This is a genomic window from Candidatus Tisiphia endosymbiont of Piscicola geometra (genome assembly GCF_964026415.1).
Classification (GTDB): domain Bacteria; phylum Pseudomonadota; class Alphaproteobacteria; order Rickettsiales; family Rickettsiaceae; genus Tisiphia.
Genome location: NZ_OZ032144.1, coordinates 709,427 through 727,845, shown reverse-complemented (window position 1 = coordinate 727,845; position 18,419 = coordinate 709,427). Strand labels below are relative to the sequence as shown.

Genomic DNA, 18,419 nt, shown 5'->3' with positions numbered 1-18,419 from the left:
ATAGACTCACCAATTTTAATCACTTTAAGTTTATTTAATTATACGAGAATTTGGTATGGAAGAAGACTTGAATTTTAGTATTGAAGAAGTAAAATGGTCTGAAGTTAAGGATGAAGTGTATAAGGTTAATCCTGAATTGACAGAAAAATGTGATAATGTTAATCAATGTGGAGGATATTCTTTATTCAAAATAAAATATCCTTATGGAGCATATATTGTTAATAGGGGGGAGTTTCATCTACCAACTAAAGACGGCAAACTAATTTCTATAAATGACTCAAGAATTCCAGAATTTCTAAAAAAGAAGTTGGGATATGGCCATATTCCCTTATCCTTAATTCTTAATAGTTTGACCGAAGTATTTGTTCAGATACAAAATAGAATTGTTTCCCTTAATGTTCTTTTGACAGGTGAACTTTTTGGTCTATTTGAATTAATGCATATGTTAAACCAAACATCTTCATTAGATATGCCTATTTGGAATGTGTCAGCTGGAGCTCGCTCTACTGTCATGATTCCAAGTATTTCTGATACAGTGGGTCATAATAGGATTAAAAAGAAATTAGGGGCTGATATCTATGCTCCCTATGGTTTGTCAGATCATTGGCAGACATTTGTAGATATTAATAAGTATTTTCATAATTCAAATTGGAATAATAGCATTTTAGTATTTTCTAATGAGTGGTTTCTTCAACCAAATGATCTTGGATATAGTGGTTTTTATAATTATCTAGTTACTCAATGTTGGAAACAATTTCAATTGTTAGAAGATTTTACAGATTTTAGTTTATTATGGTCATTTTTTACTCATGCAATTAATCTACGTAATTTAAAACCACGATCATATCTAATAGACACTGTTAGACATTTAATTTTGATTTCTAAAGGTTCTGCTGTAGCATTTAAGCCATCTACGGATGATACAGGTTTGCCAATGAGTTTAATACAGCAAATATATGTAAATGATTATAATCTAAAAGATTATATACCAAATATTATGCAACCAGCAAAATTTACTAAAAATAGTAAAGTCTATTATTCTCTTAGCTTTCCTACTCTATTTAATAGCTCTCCTTATTGTAGAAATCCTCCGAGTATAATTGAAGATCAAAGAGAGATTAAAAGATTATTAGATATTTTAATAAATACTATTCACCAAATTGAGAATCATAGTGCCAATTCCCTTAAAAACATAAAATTTGAGTTATTTCATTCTGGAAACGATCCATTTGGTCAGATATTATCTAGTAAAATTATATCTGAAGATGATGCTAGGTTTTTAGAGTATAATAGTAATGGTAAGGAAGCAAGAGTATTTTGCTCCTCATCTAGTTTTTTTAATGGTTGTATTGCTATCTGTAATAATGAGTAATTTTTTGAGTTTATTATGAGTAATTTAAATACACCCATATTAGAAACTCTACAAAGTATAATAGATAAATTAAAAGGATGTAAGTATCTTAATTTAAAAAATGTTACCTTTGTTTGTGTACAACATTTGTTATTTACAACAATAGATTTAATAAAATCTCTTATCAGATTAGGTGCTAAGCCGAATAATATTCATATAATGGGTAAAATATACTCAAATTGTCCTATAGTAATTGCCCAACTTATAGAAATGGGAGTAAATTACTATCCTAGTTCCCAACCGCAACAATTTGGCTATTTTAACTATTATTTTAATACAGATATAGCTAATATGTGGACTAATGTTGCTACTACCATAATAAATGTAAAATCTGACACTATTATCATACTAGATGATGGTAGTAAATGTACAACAACTATTCCAAAGTTACTAAGTGATAATTACAAGGTCTTTGCTGTAGAGCAGACATCATCAGGGGTTGTTCATATTATTAAAAACAATTATACCACGTTACCTTTTATTAACGTTGCTTATTCTGCTGCAAAGCAAATATTAGAGTCTCCAATGATTGCTCAGACCGTCATACGAAAACTTGATAAAATTTTGCCTTTACAATCTCGTACTCTTGTATGTGGAGTAGTAGGTTTTGGAGCTATAGGGAGAGCTATTGCACAAAAATTATTATCTTTAAATCATAAAGTAATAATATATGATAGATCTGACAGTAAGTATAATCTTATGAAGCAGATTAAAACTACAAATAATATTCTATCTTTATTTCAAAAATCTGAGTATATTTTTGGTTGTACAGGAGAAGATATTACTTTATCTCTTGACGTCAATAAAATACGAGGAACAAAGAATCTAATTAGTTGCTCATCACAAGATATAGAATTTCAGTCATTACTGCATATTATTCAAGATAATTCTTCTATTAATACCTCTAACGTATTGGATAATATCGAATATTCTACAGATAGTGCAACGTTCAATATTTTTAGAGGAGGATACCCTGTAAATTTGGATAATTCTGGAGAATCTGTGCCAGCCAATGATATACAACTTACTCGAGGATTATTACTTGGTGGAATCGTGCAAGCAGTATTTCATTTAGTTCAAGAGGTTAATCACAAGCCACAACAATATATGTTACATCCTAAAATACAAAAATCAATAGTGAAAGAATTAGTATATAATCAAAAGTACAAATTTTCTAATGATTTAGTAGTTATGAATTTTTTGGATGAAGAATGGATTAAAAATAACTCTAGCGGAGAATATGTAAGTAATGATATTATCTCACGATATTTTCTATAAACCTAAATTTCCGATTAAGAGTAGATAAAAAGTTGATGGAAATGAGGTTCAGTTTTCCCACCCGCCGCATGATAATCCACTTCTATAGCATAATTTTTGCTCATATTTATCTCGAAGATGAGGAGCGAAGCCTATAGATAATAGGCGAGCGACGACGTCACCAAATTCTCCTGAATTGACTATACCAATGTCAATCTTGGCTTTGTGGTTAGTAAAGTTAAGATAAGTACTGTCTTGTATCACTAGCAATAAATTATCATTATTGTTGTTATTTCTATCAGTAGTTTGCCTAAAATGCGACTCTATTAAATAATCATTGTTAACTTTGCTATTAACAAATCATAAGATTGTCTTTGATCTTGTGGATTATCAAAAAGATTCTTAATACAGATTACGCGAATTCGGGATAAGAATTTGTCAATTCTTATCCCAAATTCGGTAAAATTATTGAAACAATCAGATTTGAGACGGCTCTGCATCTGATTGTTAAATTAATATTTTGCTAAAAACATGACATGTTTTTAGCTTTAGAAAGGTTTAAAATGCATTTGCAAAACCGCTTTAAGAATGCATTTTTCCTTATATTAAAGCCAATTCGGGATAAGAATTAGTTAATTCTTATCCTGAATTGGGGTAGATTGTAAATTTTGCCATTAGAGCTGTAAAAATCTTTAAAGCTTTTGATTTAAGACGTTGATCTTTTAAAACTAAACTTTCAAATTCTGATTCAAAAAATAACTTATTACTTCCTTCTCCTAGTCCCAAACTATCCAATTGCTTACCTCAAATCTTAAAAAATAAAATTTAATATTATCTTATTTCTTTTTAATCCTTGCAATTAAAACTTAAGGCTAACTGTTAGATTTGGTTTCGGCTCGGATGTTTCGTTGTCTACGCTTTACTACTGTCGTTACCTTCAGCTGCACAAGACTCGCTATATGGTGGAGCTATCTACTCCTTCCATAATAGGATTTTCATCCGTAAGATTAATGCACCTTATCTTGACGCACACACAATCAATTGGACAGAGCCTAGAGCCTTAATAATTCACATTTTTCCAGTCGGAGCGTTTAGTTTCTCCGGTTTTATAAAAAGAAGTTACTTCTTTTATAAAATGTTCAAAATCCGGATTTTCTTTAACGAGCCTATTAGCCATATTCCAATCAATCTCTAATCTTTCTTTAGCAGGAATTAGTATTCGACCTTTTTCGGATTCGTTTATGTTTAATAAAATGAATCCTATACCGTGCCTAGCAGAAAGAATTTCCAGTTCACGAGAAGTGTTACTATCCTTGCTTTCTACTAGAGAGAAAGCTACTAAATATCCATAGTGAGCCCATGACGAATTTGATAATGCTTGAAAAAAAGATTCTCTTACATTGGAGTGATTAATTGTTACTTTCACCTCAAAAGACCAAAGTTTAGCTTTTATATCCGCATATTGTTTGACGCAATCTTTGATCGGCTCTGCCCAACCTTTCGTCATAGCCTCCATTCCCACTAGGTCGGGATATAACCATTTATTAGCATTAGTACCACTACGATTTGAAGAACGTTTATCATTAATAGTCATGTTATAAATACTAAGCTCATCCCAAAGAAATTCTGAAAGCTTTAGATACACCTCTTTTTCTTTTATGTTTGACCATTTTTCATCTTCTTCTATCTCCGCTTGATCAGTTTTTTTAGTAAAATAATATTTGCGCGGACACTCTTGTGTTATTTTAATACCAGGCTCTTGTTTTTGTATGGCTTCATTACGTTCTTTAGTCATTTCTCCACTAAAGAGTACTATAATAATTTGAGCTATTTTTGCTGGATCAGTTACATTGAGTATTGATTTGCATTTACTGTTCTCCGCTTTTCTCTTGACTTCCTCAGGATAAGTTTTTACTAGCCATGCAGCTATTTCTCTAGAAGTAAATTTCCGACCTTCATTGGCTTTAAGGAAACCAATAATTGCTCTGTTACGGTTAAATTGCATAGATACTACTATTTTATAAACTACTAATAAATAATAATCAGAATAGTAAAGAATTTAAATATAACTAATATATAATTCCAAGTTATTATCTTTAAATTTAAATGTAGTTGTAATATTACAACTTATTCATTTTTCACAAATACCCAATCTTTATCGGAAGACTCAGTTTCACTATAATAATAGTTTTGTTTAGAGAACTGTTTTAATTTTTCAGGTACGTCTATAAGATTTTCTGCAATAAAGTTAAGCATGCTACCCCTAGCTTTTTTGGAGTTTATAGCTATTATTTGTTATTTCTTTTTTCTTTAAAATATATATTAATTATTGGATATTTAAGATCATTTTGATTTATGGCGGAGGAATATTCATTAGAGGCTAGGTTGATTAGATATTTATTTTGGTGAGTTGCTAATATTTGATTTAGATAATTGGTAATATCAATTTGCCAAAAACTGGATAATTTTTCTAAATTTGGCAATTTTGTTGACATTTCTAGCCTATAGGGTTTTATTTTATCTAAAACTCTTAGTGGTCCATATAAACCTGATATAATTAACGTGTGTCCTTGCAAGAAATCCCATTGCTCTTTAGAGAAACTGCGTCTATCAATATTATCATAAACATCCCCATCATAGGCAAATATCGCTTGCTTTTGAGGATGGTTATCGAAATCTTGAAATCTATGATAATTAAGCTCAGCCAGTTTATCACTAATCCCCATTAATTGCCTGATCTGATTTTGTGATAGGCTTTTACATATCTGTAAGAGATACTGCATTTTAGTAAGGAAATGCGGCTGCGTACATGGTAAATCCGGTATTTCCGAGATAAAATCTTGAGTCTTAGCTGGTGAAATTATACTTAGCATATCTGTAGTTTAGACAAGAAATTTACAATTTAACTGATTCAATCAACTTCCTAACTCCATCTACTGATTTGTTAAATAAATTTTGTTCTTCATCATTTAATTTTATTTCTACTATTCTTTCCACGCCATTTTTACCGATAATAACCGGCACACCGACATACATATTTTTTACTCCGTATTCTCCTTGAAGATAAGCAGCACAACTTAATATTTTACGTTTATCTTTTAGATAACTCTCTAACATTTCAATAGCAGAAGTTGCCGGAGCGTAATAGGCAGAACCATTTTTAAGTAGTGAAACAATTTCTCCACCACCATTTTTTGTGCGATCTATTATCGCATTAATACGTTCTTTCGTCGACCACCCCATTTCTACTAAATCTAAAACTGGTATGCCGTTAATTGTCGAATATCTAACCAAAGGAACCATTGAGTCACCATGACCTCCAAGTACAAAACTACTAACATTTTCTACGGAAACATTAAATTCATTGGCTAAGAAAAAATTAAATCTTGATGAGTCAAGTACCCCAGCCATACCAACTACCATATTGCTAGCTAGTCCACTTTCCTTTAACATTACGTAAACCATAGCGTCAAGTGGATTGGTTATAACAATGACAAAAGCGTTCGGTGCATATTGCTTAATGTTGCTAGCCACAGTTTTTATAACAGTAGTATTAACATTAATTAAATCATCACGACTCATTCCAGGTGAACGTGGTACTCCAGCTGTAACAATTATAGCATCTGAACCTTCTATGTCTTTATAATTGTTAGTACCTTTAGCAATTATATCTGATCCAGTAATTGCTCCAGCTTGTGATATATCTAAAGTCTTACCCTGCGAAGGACCTTCAGATAAATCAAACATAACTATATCAGCAAGTTCTCTAAGACTGATCAAATGTGCAAGTGTTCCGCCAATCTTTCCACCACCAATTAAAGCAATTTTTGTTCTTTTAGCCATACTTCCTCCTGAAAAGCATTTTATGAATTCATTGAATCAAAAAATTCTGTATTAGTTTTAGTGTTTTTAAGTTTATCAATTAAAAATTCTGCTGCATCGATAGTTCCCATTGGGTTAATGATTCTACGAAGAACCCACATTTTGGTTAAAATGGCTTTATCAACCAATAGCTCCTCTTTACGTGTACCAGATTTAGTAATATCAATCGCAGGGTAAACACGCTTATCAGCTATTTTACGATCGAGGACTATTTCAGAATTACCAGTACCTTTAAATTCTTCAAAGATTACCTCGTCCATACGAGAACCGGTTTCAATTAAAGCAGTTCCTATTATAGTCAATGAACCACCACTTTCGATATTTCTTGCCGCTCCAAAGAATCTTTTTGGACGTTGCAGAGCATTTGCATCAACTCCCCCAGTAAGAACCTTACCAGACGAGGGTACAACAGTGTTATAAGCTCTTGCAAGTCTTGTTATTGCGTCAACCAATATTACTACATCTCTTTTATGCTCGACCAACCTTTTAGCTTTCTCAATAACCATTTCAGCAAGCTGAACGTGTCTAATAGCGGGTTCATCAAAAGTTGAGCTAACTACTTCACCACGCACTGAACGTTGCATATCAGTAACTTCTTCTGGGCGTTCATCAATTAACAAAACAATTAAAAATACTTCGGGGTTATTGGTGGTAATAGCATGAGCTATATTTTGCAATAGAACAGTTTTTCCCGTTCTTGGTGGAGCAACAATCAACGCACGTTGTCCTTTACCCATAGGAGCAACCAATTCAATTATTCTTGTACTAAAATCCTTACTATTATCTTCTAGCTCTAGGGATAATTTTTCTTCAGGATAAAGTGGTGTTAAATTATCGAAATGTACTCTATGATATGCCTTAGAAGGGTCTTCAAAATTAACTTTGTTTACTTTTAACAAGGCAAAATAACGTTCTCCTGGTTTTGGAGCTCTAATTTGCCCTTCTACCGTGTCCCCTGTACGTAGTCCAAAACGACGAATCTGACTTGGGGAAATATAAATATCATCAGGACCGGCTAAGTAATTTACTTCTAGAGATCTAAGGAAGCCAAACCCATCAGGTAAAATTTCAAGTACGCCTTCTCCTGAAATCAAATCACCCTGCTCAACAGATTTCTTGAGTATAGCAAAGACTAGCTCTTGTTTTAGCAAAGCACTAGAATTTTCAATATTAAGATTTTCTGCTTGTATTTGCAATTCTTCAGGTGACTTACGTTTTAATTGTTTAAGATTGATGATAACAATACCATCTTTATTAGGATTATCATACTGAGTATTATTATTATAATAAATATCAGGTGATTTCTTATTGTTAGTAACTGTATTTTGGGTCATACCTATTTTTTTTAGATTAGTTAAGATCAAACTTTTCTAGAAACTTTATTCTTTCTAAGTCATTTTGTTGTTAGAATTAATCGAAGGAATTCTCATGTACACCAGTACTACTTACGATTTTTTGATTAATTTTTTAGTAGAAATTCCTTTCATAGCTAGTTTTGAAATAGGTCTATTGCTTTAAAAACTGGGAGAATCACGAAACCTACGAAAGTCAAGTTACTTAAAGATTAAGGTTAGACTACTACTCGAATGATTAGACTTCTTGCATAATTCTACTTTTGTTGGTAATTTATTCATCGTGCCTAGGCTCGAATCCGTAACGGAATTTGAGTGTGCTGCAAGTCGAGATTTCGTGGCTTCCTTAAATCCTTGCACATAAGTGAACTCTGCAAGAAATTTATTGAAATTAGCATCACAAAATTTTGACAGCTCAGCTAGACTATGTGGACCTAGAGAGCATTCGTATTTCCGAGTAACTAACTTAATTTGGGAATTGATATTAATACTAACTTAATTATTTATATTTATCAAATTATTTTGCGGTTGTCAAACAAATTACACATGGTAGGATAATTTAAAAGTATAACCAATAGTTGATGCACATGTGTATATACTCGGTCAACTTCAAGAATTAAGGTCGTCGTGTCTAAAGCACCATAGTACCCTACATTTTTCTATAATCATCATAGCAAGGCTCTTTAGATGCCGTGGCGATCTAGGTAAACAGCGAAGCTGTTTTTTTAGAGTAACGCTTCGCGTATCCTAGATTGCCGCGTTGCTGCTTTCAGTGACTCCTCGCTAATAGACGATCAACAACTATTTTAATAGTGGTTATATAAAAAATGTAGGGTACTATGAGTGACCCACGCAACAAAGTCAGTCAATTTACCATAACCTTCCTTTATTTACTGCTTTAAGAGCAGGTTTAGTAGGTGTTGCTAGTTCTCTTTTAATTGTTTCTACATGCCTTAACGTTTTTTTTACTTGTTGAATTTCTATTTTAACATTATTACTAATAATCCTAGACATGCTTGGATTATTTTGCGGCGTTTGAGTTTCCTGAACTATTGGGGCTTTTGTATGTATTTCTTGCTCTGATTTTATTGCTATCATTGAAGTATTTATGGTATCTTGCCTAGCATGCACTTCTTCTACCTTTGGGTTGGGCAGGTCAGTAGCATCTTCAGCTAGCTCTTGATATCTAGGTTTGTCCATCTGTGCTATCGAATTGCTCTGTAACTTATCCACCAAGACTCTGTTATCTAGTTGGTCCGTAGTTAACTCATTTAACCTGTGTGCTTCTATATTTTCTAACTTAGCTTCTGTTGGTGTTGATACCACAAAATCAGAACTACTAGGTTCGGGTATTTGTTTTGTTTCTATGCTAGAATGTTGAGTAAGAGGAGGTGGTGGTGTGGACACTGAAGTTGACATGGTTGGTGCAGTTTGATTGCTATATTTGTCTGTAAGATGTGTAGCAATATCCTGTAAATTATTTGTAGAAATAGGTAATTTTTTAATCACAGAAGAATACCAAGATTTATCTGATGCAATTTTGTTTGTTATGTCAGATATTATCTCGTCTTTATGATTTATTAATTGCTCAGAACCAAGTTCTATTAAAGTCGGAGATAATTGTTCCGAGATTTTATTATTTTGTTGTTCTGTAATCTTTATATCTGTTTTATTTTGAATTCTGTTAATAGATTCTTTAAGGATTGGTTTTGAGACTAATTCTGCATCTTTATCTTTAATAATTGGATTAATAGAATCGGCAAATCGTTTGATATTTTCTTCTGTAATTTTTGTTGCATCTAAGGTTAGAAACGAAGAATTTTTTGGAGCATTATCTACACTAAAAAATTTCTGAGCTTCCTTGCCAATTAAGCTATGTAGCTCTGTTAGTTTCCACTCTTCAAATAACTCAGTTGCTAATTCACTGGGTATATGGACATAAGGTAGAAGCTGTTTACAAAAAGCCTCTTGTCTGATCTTTTTTTCTTCCATAGAACCAGTATCTTGTATATTTATACTAAGAGTCAATAAAAGTTTTTTAGTTTCATTTTCTCTATAATTAACAAACTCTGGACTTAACCCATTATTCCTACTATCTATTAATTCTTTTATAAAAGAATTAGCAGATTCATTAACTGCATTAGAAAGAACTGTACGTTCTGTCTTATTAAGTTTTGTGAATTCTTTAGCAAATTTAACAGTTTTATTTCCTTGGCTAATAGTTTTATTAAAAATATTAAGTTGCTCGGTACTAAAATGTCTTGCATCTGCTTGTAAATTTTCCATAGTTTTGTTAATTACTGTACTGGCATAATCTGATTTAGGAATTGCTTGACCTTTTAGCTCTAATATTACTTTTTTAACAGTTTCAAGAGCGATCTTATCCTGATCATTGTTACTTTTAATATCATTTAATACAAACCCCTTTAAACTAGCTTCTAAATTTGCAAACTGTCTGTCTGCTTTTGCCTTGTCATTGTCGTTCATAATGCTTTTAGAACGTTCTATATTTAAACTAAAATTATCAAGAAGTTCTTCTGTCTTTTTATCAGATAAATTACAGTAAAAACTTTCTACTGCTAATCCAGTCATTGCACTCATAAATGATTCGTTAGTACCAATGAGTAATCCGTTATCTATGGATTCTTTTGATAATTGTGGAATTGGTTGTTTTAGAAATTTAAGTTTATATGTGTATGCCCTTCCTATTAATTTATTTATATTTTCAATCTCGTTTTTAGTGTTAACTCTAATAATATCATCTTTTTTATCTGCTAAATGGCTATCACTTTCGTACCCAGAATCAACAGATCTTACTGATATATTATCATCTTGATTCGTACTATATTCAGAAAGAATAGACTCCTTATCACTCTTAAAATTAGATATATTTAAATTACTGGATTCTATAGTTGCTCTATCGTCTGACATAAAAACCTTTCATTATACGCGAATTTGGGATAAGAATTTGTCAATTCTTATCCCAAATTCGGTGAAGTTATAGAAACAATCAGATTTGAGACGGTTCTGCATCTGATTGTTAAATTAATATTTTGCTAAAAACATGCTTTTAAAAGATTAAAATCATGTTTTTAGCTTTAGAAAGGTTTAAAATGCATTCGCGTTAGCCGCTTTAAGAATGCATTTTCCTTATATTAAAGCCAATTCAGGATAAGAATTAGTTAATTCTTATCCTGAATTGAGGTATTATATTAATCATAAAATTAGAGGACATATAATCCCTATTACATAAAGAATCTATATTGAATTGATGATTCTTGCAAGCATTTTGATGTAGAACAAATGTACTTAACGCATTTCAGAGTTGGTGTTGTTGTATTTTTGTGCAAAACCCTGCTAATATTTATTCTTCACAATTGTTTGCCTTCAGCTATAATATCATATGTAGATATTCTAAGAGTTAATTATGTTACAAATTAGCGATAAAATTTTTTCTAATCTTAGTGGGCAGGAAAAATATGATATAATAAGCAGTAAGCAACGAGGAGATTGGGATAATACAAAAGATTTTATTATTAAAGGTAGAGAATGGATAATTGATGAAGTAAAAAAATCAGGTCTGCGAGGGCGGGGTGGTGCTGGATTTTCGACTGGCACCAAATGGTCGTTCATGCCTAAAGATCACCCGAAACCTAGCTATCTAGTGGTTAATGCTGATGAATCAGAACCTGGTACGTGCAAGGATCGTGATATTTTAAGGTATGAGCCACATAAATTAATTGAAGGTTGTTTGCTCGCCAGTTTTGCTATTAACGCACATACTTGCTATATATATATTCGGGGTGAATTTTATAATGAATCCTCCAATGTACAGCGTGCTATAGATGAGGCTTATGATGCCGGTTTTATAGGCAGTAATGCTTGTGGTACAGGGTATCATCTTGACATTCATTTGCATAGAGGGGCTGGGGCGTATATTTGCGGTGAGGAAACAGCTCTGCTCGAAAGCTTAGAGGGCAACAAGGGCTTCCCTAGATTAAAGCCACCATTCCCGGCTAATTTCGGCTTATATGGTTGTCCAACAACTATTAATAATGTTGAATCAATTGCCGTTGTGCCTACTATACTCCGGCGTGGAGCTGATTGGTTTGCTGGAATCGGTAAGCCTAATAATACCGGAACAAAGATTTTCTGTATTTCTGGTCATGTAAATAAGCCATGTAATGTTGAAGAAGCCATGGGCGTACCTTTAAAGGAGTTGATTGAGAGATATGCCGGGGGTGTACGGGGTGGATGGAGTAATCTGAAAGCTATTATCCCAGGTGGTTCATCAGTACCGTTGCTACCAAAGTCATTATGTCAGGATGTTGCAATGGATTTTGATAGTTTAAGGTTAGCTGGTTCAGCACTCGGGACTGGTGGAGTCATTGTTATGGATAATTCTACGGATATTATTTACGCTATTGCTAGGCTTAGCAAATTCTACATGCATGAGTCTTGTGGTCAGTGTAGCCCATGTCGAGAAGGTACAGGTTGGATGTGGCGAGTTATGATGCGACTGGTACGCGGTCAGGCAAAAATAGATGAAATAGATCAATTATTGGACGTTACAAAAATGATCGAAGGTCGTACTATTTGTGCCCTTGGAGACGCTGCTGCTTGGCCTATTCAAGGGTTAATTCGTCATTTCCGTCATGAGATTGAAGAAAGGCTAGCCAAGCAAGGGGTTTAGTTTAGATTGCTCTGTTACTGTTAGCAAATTAGTATAATAATAAATGAAGAAAATAATAGCTCTGAACATAAGTAGAAAATCTCAATTTATTATTGCATTTGCTATAATGGGGTTATTATTGCTTATACCATGCTGTAGTCGTTCATCTTGTATTACTTACATGTTACCATCAGAATATTTAAATAATGGAAATTTAGCATATTTCCAATTTAATCATTATAATAAACTACAAGAATTACTTCCTAAAAATATTAGATATATCGAACAATATAATATAATCGCCAGTGGACAATTTAGTGTTAACCAATTTAAAAATGCTATTGGGTGTAAAACAGATATTATTGATGTTGATTTAAGGAGTGAGTATCATGGATTCAATGATCTAAACCCAGTGTCCTTTATCAGTTTACCATATAATGACGTTAACGCTAATAAATCTCAAGAGGAAATTATACTACAGGAGCAATATCTTTTTGGTTCAATATTACCAACTTACAAGCAACTTAGTATATATGTAAATAATTTGAAGACTACGCCAACAAAGAAGGACCTAACAATCTGTATACCTATTTCTACTAAGACTGAAGCTGATATAATGGCAGGTTTGAATATTGATTATTATAGAATTACCACATTAGATCATCGAGAACCTAATCGTGATAATTTAGATAGAATGGTAGCACTTTTTGATCAAAAATTAAAATTAAATCCAAGTCGATGGGTTTATTTACATTGCTTAGGTGGAAGAGGTCGTACCATGGCAGCTATAGCTGAGCTTATGATGTTAAAACAACAAGAAGCTGGCGAGTTACAACCATTCGATGATTTGCTAACATATGTAGAATCTGTGAGTAATGGTTATAAGTTAGTCCCAAGTTGTAAGCCTAGTGATCAAAATTATCGCTGTCAATGGAAGTGGGATCGTTATAATACCTTAAAAATATTCTATAATTTTGTACAAACAAGAACTGAGAATCAAACTTTTAGTGATTGGCATAATGTAATGTTCCAAAAGAAAAAGACATTGTAATTAACTTGATTATATTAATAATTTATGTTTTAATTAATCATATTAATTAAAATAATTATTATCATGGAAGAATTAAATGCAACTGAAGCAAAACGTGAGTTTGGTGAATTACTTATCAAAGTGCAAACAGAACCTATCAGCATTAGTAGACATGGCAAGCCTATAGCTGTAATAGTTTCTGATAAAGAGTTTCATGAATTAGAATCTTTTAAAGAACAAGTATTAAAACTTGCAATTTCTGAAGGATTAGATGACTTAGCAAAAAATAAAATACACTCTCATAAGGTTGTTTTTGATAACTTAAAAATAAAGCTTAATGGTTCAGTGTAAATTTACAAATAGTGCGAAACGTGATCTTGAAGATATTACAGATTATACACTAAAACATTGGGGAAGGCAGCAAACTATAAAATATTTAGATGAGATACATAACAAAGCTATTGCTTTAAGTCTTAATCCTAATATAGGTACTTTACGAAATGATATATATCCTACCTTATTGAGCTTCCCTACAAAAAAACATATATTGTATTATCTAAAACAAGAATATGGTATTATCATAGTTAGAGTATTACACAAACATATGTATACTGCTCGTAAATGAAGAGTTGGTAGACGAAGGTCAACTTCAAGAAGAGCTAGGAGTGTCAAAGTCGAGCAGCGGAGCGTACATTAGTACGTGAGCAGCGGAGATCTTTAGACACGACGACGCCAATTCTTGAAGTTCACCGAGTATACTATAAGCTTCATAACTTTCCAAACCTCAATAACCTCAAATAAAATCATTCCAAAAAAATATGTCATATTTTTTACAGTATTATATATAATGCAACCTAAATTTATTTTTGTTAAGTAAAAAACGTGAAAAAAAAGCTCTTTATTAAAACTTACGGATGTCAAATGAATGTATATGACTCCCTCAAGATGCAGGATTTGCTAGAGCCATTTGATTATCAGCCAACTGATTCTATGTACCAAGCTGATATGATTATTTTAAATACTTGTCATATTAGAGAGAAAGCTGCAGAAAAAATGTATTCCGAGCTTGGTCGCATCAAACAAATTAAAGATGATAGAAAATCAAAGGGAGAAGGTAATGTAATCGTTACTGTTGCTGGATGTGTTGCACAAGCTGAAGGTGATGAAATTTTTAGAAGAGCTAGTTATGTAGATATAGTAGTAGGACCACAATCTTACTACGATTTACCAGAGTTGATAGCAAAAATTGCTAGACATGAAAAACATGTAATTAAATTAGATTTTGTTGAAGAAGCTAAATTTGATAAGCTGCCTGAACAGTCTAATATACAAGGAGTAAGTAGCCTTATTTCAGTTCAAGAAGGTTGTGACAAATTTTGTACTTTCTGTGTTGTACCTTATACTCGGGGTGCAGAATTCTCAAGGAGTCTAGAACAAATATACAGGGAAATTACAAGCTCCGTTTCAAACGGAGCAAGAGAAGTAATCTTGCTAGGTCAAAATGTTAATGCTTATCATGGACAAACTATTGAAGGCAAAGAGTGTAGTTTAGCAGATCTAATCAGCTACATAGCAGAAATACCAAGTCTTGAGCGTATTAGATACGTTACTTCTCATCCTATTGATATGACAGAAGATTTAATACTGTTACATGGGTCTGAGCCAAAATTAATGCCGTTTTTACACTTGCCAGTACAGTCAGGTTCTAACAAAATTTTAAAATCAATGAATCGTAGACATAACAGAGATTATTATTTTGATATTATTAATCGTTTAAGAAATGCGAGAAGAGATATAGTCTTTTCATCTGACTTTATTGTAGGATTTCCTGGAGAAACGGATGAAGACTTTGCTGACACTTTAGATCTAGTAAAGAAGGTTGGTTATGGTCAGTGTTATTCTTTTAAATATAGTCCAAGACCTGGTACACCTGCTGCGGTTAAAGAGCAAGTGCCTGAACATATAAAATCTAGGCGTTTAGCAATTTTACAGCAAGAAATATCTCGCCAACAATTATTGTTTAATGAAAGTTGTATTGGCAAAATAATGCCAGTATTATTTGATCGTGACGGTAAATTGGACAATCAACTGATAGGGAAAACATGTTATATGCAGTCGGTGCATGTAATAAACCCTGCAAAAGATTTGTTCGGTCAGATTATCGATGTAAAAATTATCAATGCTGGGGCAAGTAGTTTGAGCGGAGAAATGGTGCTGTGATCCAATTTACGCGAATTCGGGATAGGAATTAACTATTCTTATCCCAGTCATCACAACGTAAACTGGGAGCTAAAAAATAAACAGGAAGGATGTTTTAGATGATGATATTATATAAAATAAAACTTTTACTTGAATAAATGTAAGAAACACACTATCAAAAATGCTCAAATTTTTTTATATATCTTTTAAATTATTTATAATATCAGGCATAATAGCTCTTAGTGCTTGTATATATTTGTTGTATCATTACTCTAAGGATTTACCGGACTATTCTCAACTTGCCGATTATCATCCACCATCGGTAACAAGAGTATATGCCCAAAATGGAAAATTAATGGAGGAGTATGCTTTGGAACGTAGAGTTTTTGTACCTATTAGTAGTGTACCACGCTCTCTCATAGAGGCGTTTATTTCAGCAGAAGATAAGAATTTTTTTGAACATACAGGAGTTGATGTTATAAGTATAATCAGAGCAGCAATATTAAATATCTCTAATATCGTACACCGTCGTAGAGTGGAAGGAGGGTCAACTATTACCCAGCAAGTAGTTAAGAATTTTTTATTAAGCTCTGAGGTATCGATAGAACGTAAGATCAAAGAAGCAATTTTATCCTATAGGGTCTCAAAAACCTTTACTAAAGATCAAATTTTGGAGTTATATCTTAATCAAACATTTTTTGGTAGGGGAGCTTATGGAGTTGCCATGGCTGCTCAGAATTATTTTAATAAGTCTATTGAAGATTTAACTGTTGCCGAATCAGCTTTTATCGCTGGTCTACCAAAAGCACCATCAAATTTTAATCCGGAGAGAAATTATGCTAGGGTGAAAGATCGTAGAGATTATGTTATTATGAGAATGTTGGAAGATGGTTATATAACGCAAGAGACAGCAAAAGAAGCAGTAGATAGTCCTATTACTTTGCAAAAGCGGGATCGTAATGAAACCGTTACAGCCGGTTATTATGCTGCGCAAGTACGGGAAGAAGTCATTAGTAAAATTGGCAGTAAAGAATATTTCTATACTGGAGGGTTAACGGTCATTACTTCACTTGATGCTGGTTATCAGCAAGCTGCAGAAAATGCTCTTAGGCAAGGCATAAGAGCATATGATAGGAAGCATGGTTTTAGAGGAGTCATAACTAATATTGATCTAAATAACTGGCAAGATAATTTAAATAAAGTAGCAAAGCCTCCAGCTATTTTAGAATATCAATTAGCTGTGGTGTTAAATGTTTCGGATAATCAAGCAGAAATTGGTCTTTGTGACTTGAGTCAGTCAAAAATAGTTTTATCAGAAATGAAGTGGGCAAAAAATGATCTTAAATCAGTAAAAACTCTTTTAAAGAAAGGTGACGTTGTAGTAGTCGAAAAAGTAAATGCTAATTACTATTTGCGGCAAATTCCTACTGTTAATGGTGCGATTATAGTGATGAATCCTACAACAGGTCAGGTACTTGCCAGCGTTGGTGGATATGATTTCACAGTTAGTAAATTTGATCGTGCTACTCAGGCACTGCGACAACCAGGGTCACTCAGTAAAACTTTTGTTTATCTTGCTGCTTTAGAAAACGCAATCCAGCCAAATAGAATTTTTGAAGATGGTCCAGTAGAGATTCCGCAAGGTCCTGGCATGCCAGTTTGGCGACCAAAAAATTATAAAGGGAATTTTCTAGGTTCAATTACTATGCGTATAGGGCTTGAGAAATCACGAAACCTTGTTACTGTTAGGGTAGCACAAGCTATAGGGCTAAGCAAAGTTGCTGAGATAATCAAGCGATTTGGTATTAATAATGAGCCGAAGAGATTTTACTCTATGGTGCTTGGTTCGCTCGAAACCACACTAGAAAAAATGACCAATGCTTATGCAATAATTGCTAATTCAGGAAAAAAAGTTACGCCGCATTTCGTAGAGCTAATTAAAGATCGTAATGGTAAAATAATTTATCGTAGAGATAATAGGGAATGTAAAAATTGTAATGTATCTGACTCCCAGCTTACTGATAACTTATCACTCCCTATCCTACCTCAACCCGACTATCGGATGATTACCGATGAAGCAAGTGATTATCAGATTATCTCATTTCTCACTGGAGCAGTTGAAAGAGGTACGGCAACCGCTGCAAAAAAACTTGGTAAGGTTATAGTTGGTAAAAGTGGTACTACCAACGATAGTATGGATACTTGGTTTATTGGTTTTACTCCAAAAATAGTTGTCGGAACATATATTGGTTATGATACGCCAAAAACACTAGGAAGAACTGCAACAGGGTCAAGTGTTGCCTTGCCTATATTTATTGATTTTATGGAGAAGGCTTATTCTGATATTCCATCACTGGCATTTAAAGTACCAGAATCAATTAAATTGTTACCAATAGATCCAACAACTGGTAGAATTACTTCTGCTAGTAGTATTATGGAAGCATTCAAAATTCATGATATACCAGTATTAGATTATCAAGAAGAACACCAAGGTCAAGATAATGATGCTTTCCATAATATCCCTCCAGAAAAAGATCCTTCTCAGGAGATATATTAGACTTGCTGCATAAATCAAAGATAGTTGAGGGATTTTTAGGAGAAACGAAGCCGAGTACC

13 protein-coding genes and 1 pseudogene are annotated in these 18,419 nt (G+C 33.0%); 8 read left to right on the top strand and 6 right to left on the bottom strand.

Annotation, left to right across the window (positions count from 1 at the left end):
• Positions 1–55: 55 nt before the first annotated feature.
• Both AAGD26_RS03400 and AAGD26_RS03395 read left to right on the top strand, forming a co-directional pair.
• A complete protein-coding gene (locus AAGD26_RS03400) occupies positions 56–1,372 on the top strand; it encodes a hypothetical protein (protein WP_341752239.1) in 1,317 nt (438 codons plus the stop codon).
• A 15-nt stretch (positions 1,373–1,387) separates the two neighbouring features.
• Complete coding sequence (locus AAGD26_RS03395; protein WP_341752238.1) at positions 1,388–2,689, top strand: NAD(P)-dependent oxidoreductase; 1,302 nt, start codon at positions 1,388–1,390, stop codon at positions 2,687–2,689.
• A gap of 618 nt (positions 2,690–3,307) precedes the next feature.
• On the opposite strand, the gene AAGD26_RS03390 is transcribed toward AAGD26_RS03395, so the two are convergent.
• From AAGD26_RS03390 to AAGD26_RS03365, 6 genes and pseudogenes are all read right to left on the bottom strand, one after another.
• Positions 3,308–3,463 (bottom strand): hypothetical protein, encoded by a 156-nt coding sequence (locus tag AAGD26_RS03390; RefSeq protein WP_341752237.1) that lies wholly within the window; start codon positions 3,461–3,463, stop codon positions 3,308–3,310.
• A gap of 265 nt (positions 3,464–3,728) precedes the next feature.
• Positions 3,729–4,673, bottom strand: coding sequence for a hypothetical protein (locus tag AAGD26_RS03385; protein ID WP_341752236.1), 945 nt, complete (start codon positions 4,671–4,673; stop codon positions 3,729–3,731).
• A 122-nt stretch (positions 4,674–4,795) separates the two neighbouring features.
• Positions 4,796–5,541: pseudogene (locus tag AAGD26_RS03380) on the bottom strand (YaaA family protein).
• A gap of 22 nt (positions 5,542–5,563) precedes the next feature.
• Positions 5,564–6,511 carry a malate dehydrogenase gene (gene mdh / locus AAGD26_RS03375; RefSeq protein WP_341752235.1) on the bottom strand — a complete coding sequence of 316 codons (948 nt, stop codon included), beginning with the start codon at positions 6,509–6,511 and terminating at the stop codon, positions 5,564–5,566.
• 20 nt (positions 6,512–6,531) lie between these two features.
• Positions 6,532–7,884 (bottom strand): transcription termination factor Rho, encoded by a 1,353-nt coding sequence (gene rho / locus AAGD26_RS03370; RefSeq protein WP_341752234.1) that lies wholly within the window; start codon positions 7,882–7,884, stop codon positions 6,532–6,534.
• An 888-nt stretch (positions 7,885–8,772) separates the two neighbouring features.
• A complete protein-coding gene (locus AAGD26_RS03365) occupies positions 8,773–10,833 on the bottom strand; it encodes a hypothetical protein (RefSeq protein WP_341752233.1) in 2,061 nt (686 codons plus the stop codon).
• Between the two features lie 496 nt (positions 10,834–11,329).
• On the opposite strand from AAGD26_RS03365, the gene nuoF reads away from it, so the two are divergent.
• The 6 genes from nuoF to AAGD26_RS03335 all read left to right on the top strand — a co-directional run bounded on the left by nuoF (position 11,330) and on the right by AAGD26_RS03335 (position 18,360).
• Positions 11,330–12,595, top strand: a complete 1,266-nt coding sequence (gene nuoF, locus AAGD26_RS03360; protein WP_341752232.1) for an NADH-quinone oxidoreductase subunit NuoF — start codon at positions 11,330–11,332, stop codon at positions 12,593–12,595.
• A 43-nt stretch (positions 12,596–12,638) separates the two neighbouring features.
• Positions 12,639–13,625: a hypothetical protein gene (locus tag AAGD26_RS03355; protein WP_341752231.1), complete on the top strand. Its 987-nt coding sequence runs from the start codon at positions 12,639–12,641 to the stop codon at positions 13,623–13,625.
• A gap of 63 nt (positions 13,626–13,688) precedes the next feature.
• Positions 13,689–13,955, top strand: coding sequence for a type II toxin-antitoxin system Phd/YefM family antitoxin (locus AAGD26_RS03350; RefSeq protein WP_341748005.1), 267 nt, complete (start codon positions 13,689–13,691; stop codon positions 13,953–13,955).
• Positions 13,942–14,229 carry a type II toxin-antitoxin system RelE/ParE family toxin gene (locus AAGD26_RS03345; RefSeq protein ID WP_341752230.1) on the top strand — a complete coding sequence of 96 codons (288 nt, stop codon included), beginning with the start codon at positions 13,942–13,944 and terminating at the stop codon, positions 14,227–14,229. Before AAGD26_RS03350 ends, AAGD26_RS03345 begins: the two co-directional genes overlap by 14 nt.
• A gap of 257 nt (positions 14,230–14,486) precedes the next feature.
• Positions 14,487–15,824 (top strand): tRNA (N6-isopentenyl adenosine(37)-C2)-methylthiotransferase MiaB, encoded by a 1,338-nt coding sequence (miaB, locus tag AAGD26_RS03340; protein ID WP_341752229.1) that lies wholly within the window; start codon positions 14,487–14,489, stop codon positions 15,822–15,824.
• 160 nt (positions 15,825–15,984) lie between these two features.
• A complete protein-coding gene (locus AAGD26_RS03335) occupies positions 15,985–18,360 on the top strand; it encodes a penicillin-binding protein 1A (protein ID WP_341752228.1) in 2,376 nt (791 codons plus the stop codon).
• The last annotated feature ends 59 nt before the right edge of the window (positions 18,361–18,419 follow it).

Coding starts and splice junctions, on each gene's coding strand:
- AAGD26_RS03400 (WP_341752239.1), top strand. CDS start 56: ATGGAAGAAGACTTGAATTTTAGTATTGAAGAAGTAAAATGGTCTGAA.
- AAGD26_RS03395 (WP_341752238.1), top strand. CDS start 1,388: ATGAGTAATTTAAATACACCCATATTAGAAACTCTACAAAGTATAATA.
- AAGD26_RS03385 (WP_341752236.1), bottom strand. CDS start 4,673: ATGCAATTTAACCGTAACAGAGCAATTATTGGTTTCCTTAAAGCCAAT.
- mdh (WP_341752235.1), bottom strand. CDS start 6,511: ATGGCTAAAAGAACAAAAATTGCTTTAATTGGTGGTGGAAAGATTGGC.
- rho (WP_341752234.1), bottom strand. CDS start 7,884: ATGACCCAAAATACAGTTACTAACAATAAGAAATCACCTGATATTTAT.
- AAGD26_RS03365 (WP_341752233.1), bottom strand. CDS start 10,833: ATGTCAGACGATAGAGCAACTATAGAATCCAGTAATTTAAATATATCT.
- nuoF (WP_341752232.1), top strand. CDS start 11,330: ATGTTACAAATTAGCGATAAAATTTTTTCTAATCTTAGTGGGCAGGAA.
- AAGD26_RS03355 (WP_341752231.1), top strand. CDS start 12,639: ATGAAGAAAATAATAGCTCTGAACATAAGTAGAAAATCTCAATTTATT.
- AAGD26_RS03350 (WP_341748005.1), top strand. CDS start 13,689: ATGGAAGAATTAAATGCAACTGAAGCAAAACGTGAGTTTGGTGAATTA.
- AAGD26_RS03345 (WP_341752230.1), top strand. CDS start 13,942: ATGGTTCAGTGTAAATTTACAAATAGTGCGAAACGTGATCTTGAAGAT.
- AAGD26_RS03335 (WP_341752228.1), top strand. CDS start 15,985: ATGCTCAAATTTTTTTATATATCTTTTAAATTATTTATAATATCAGGC.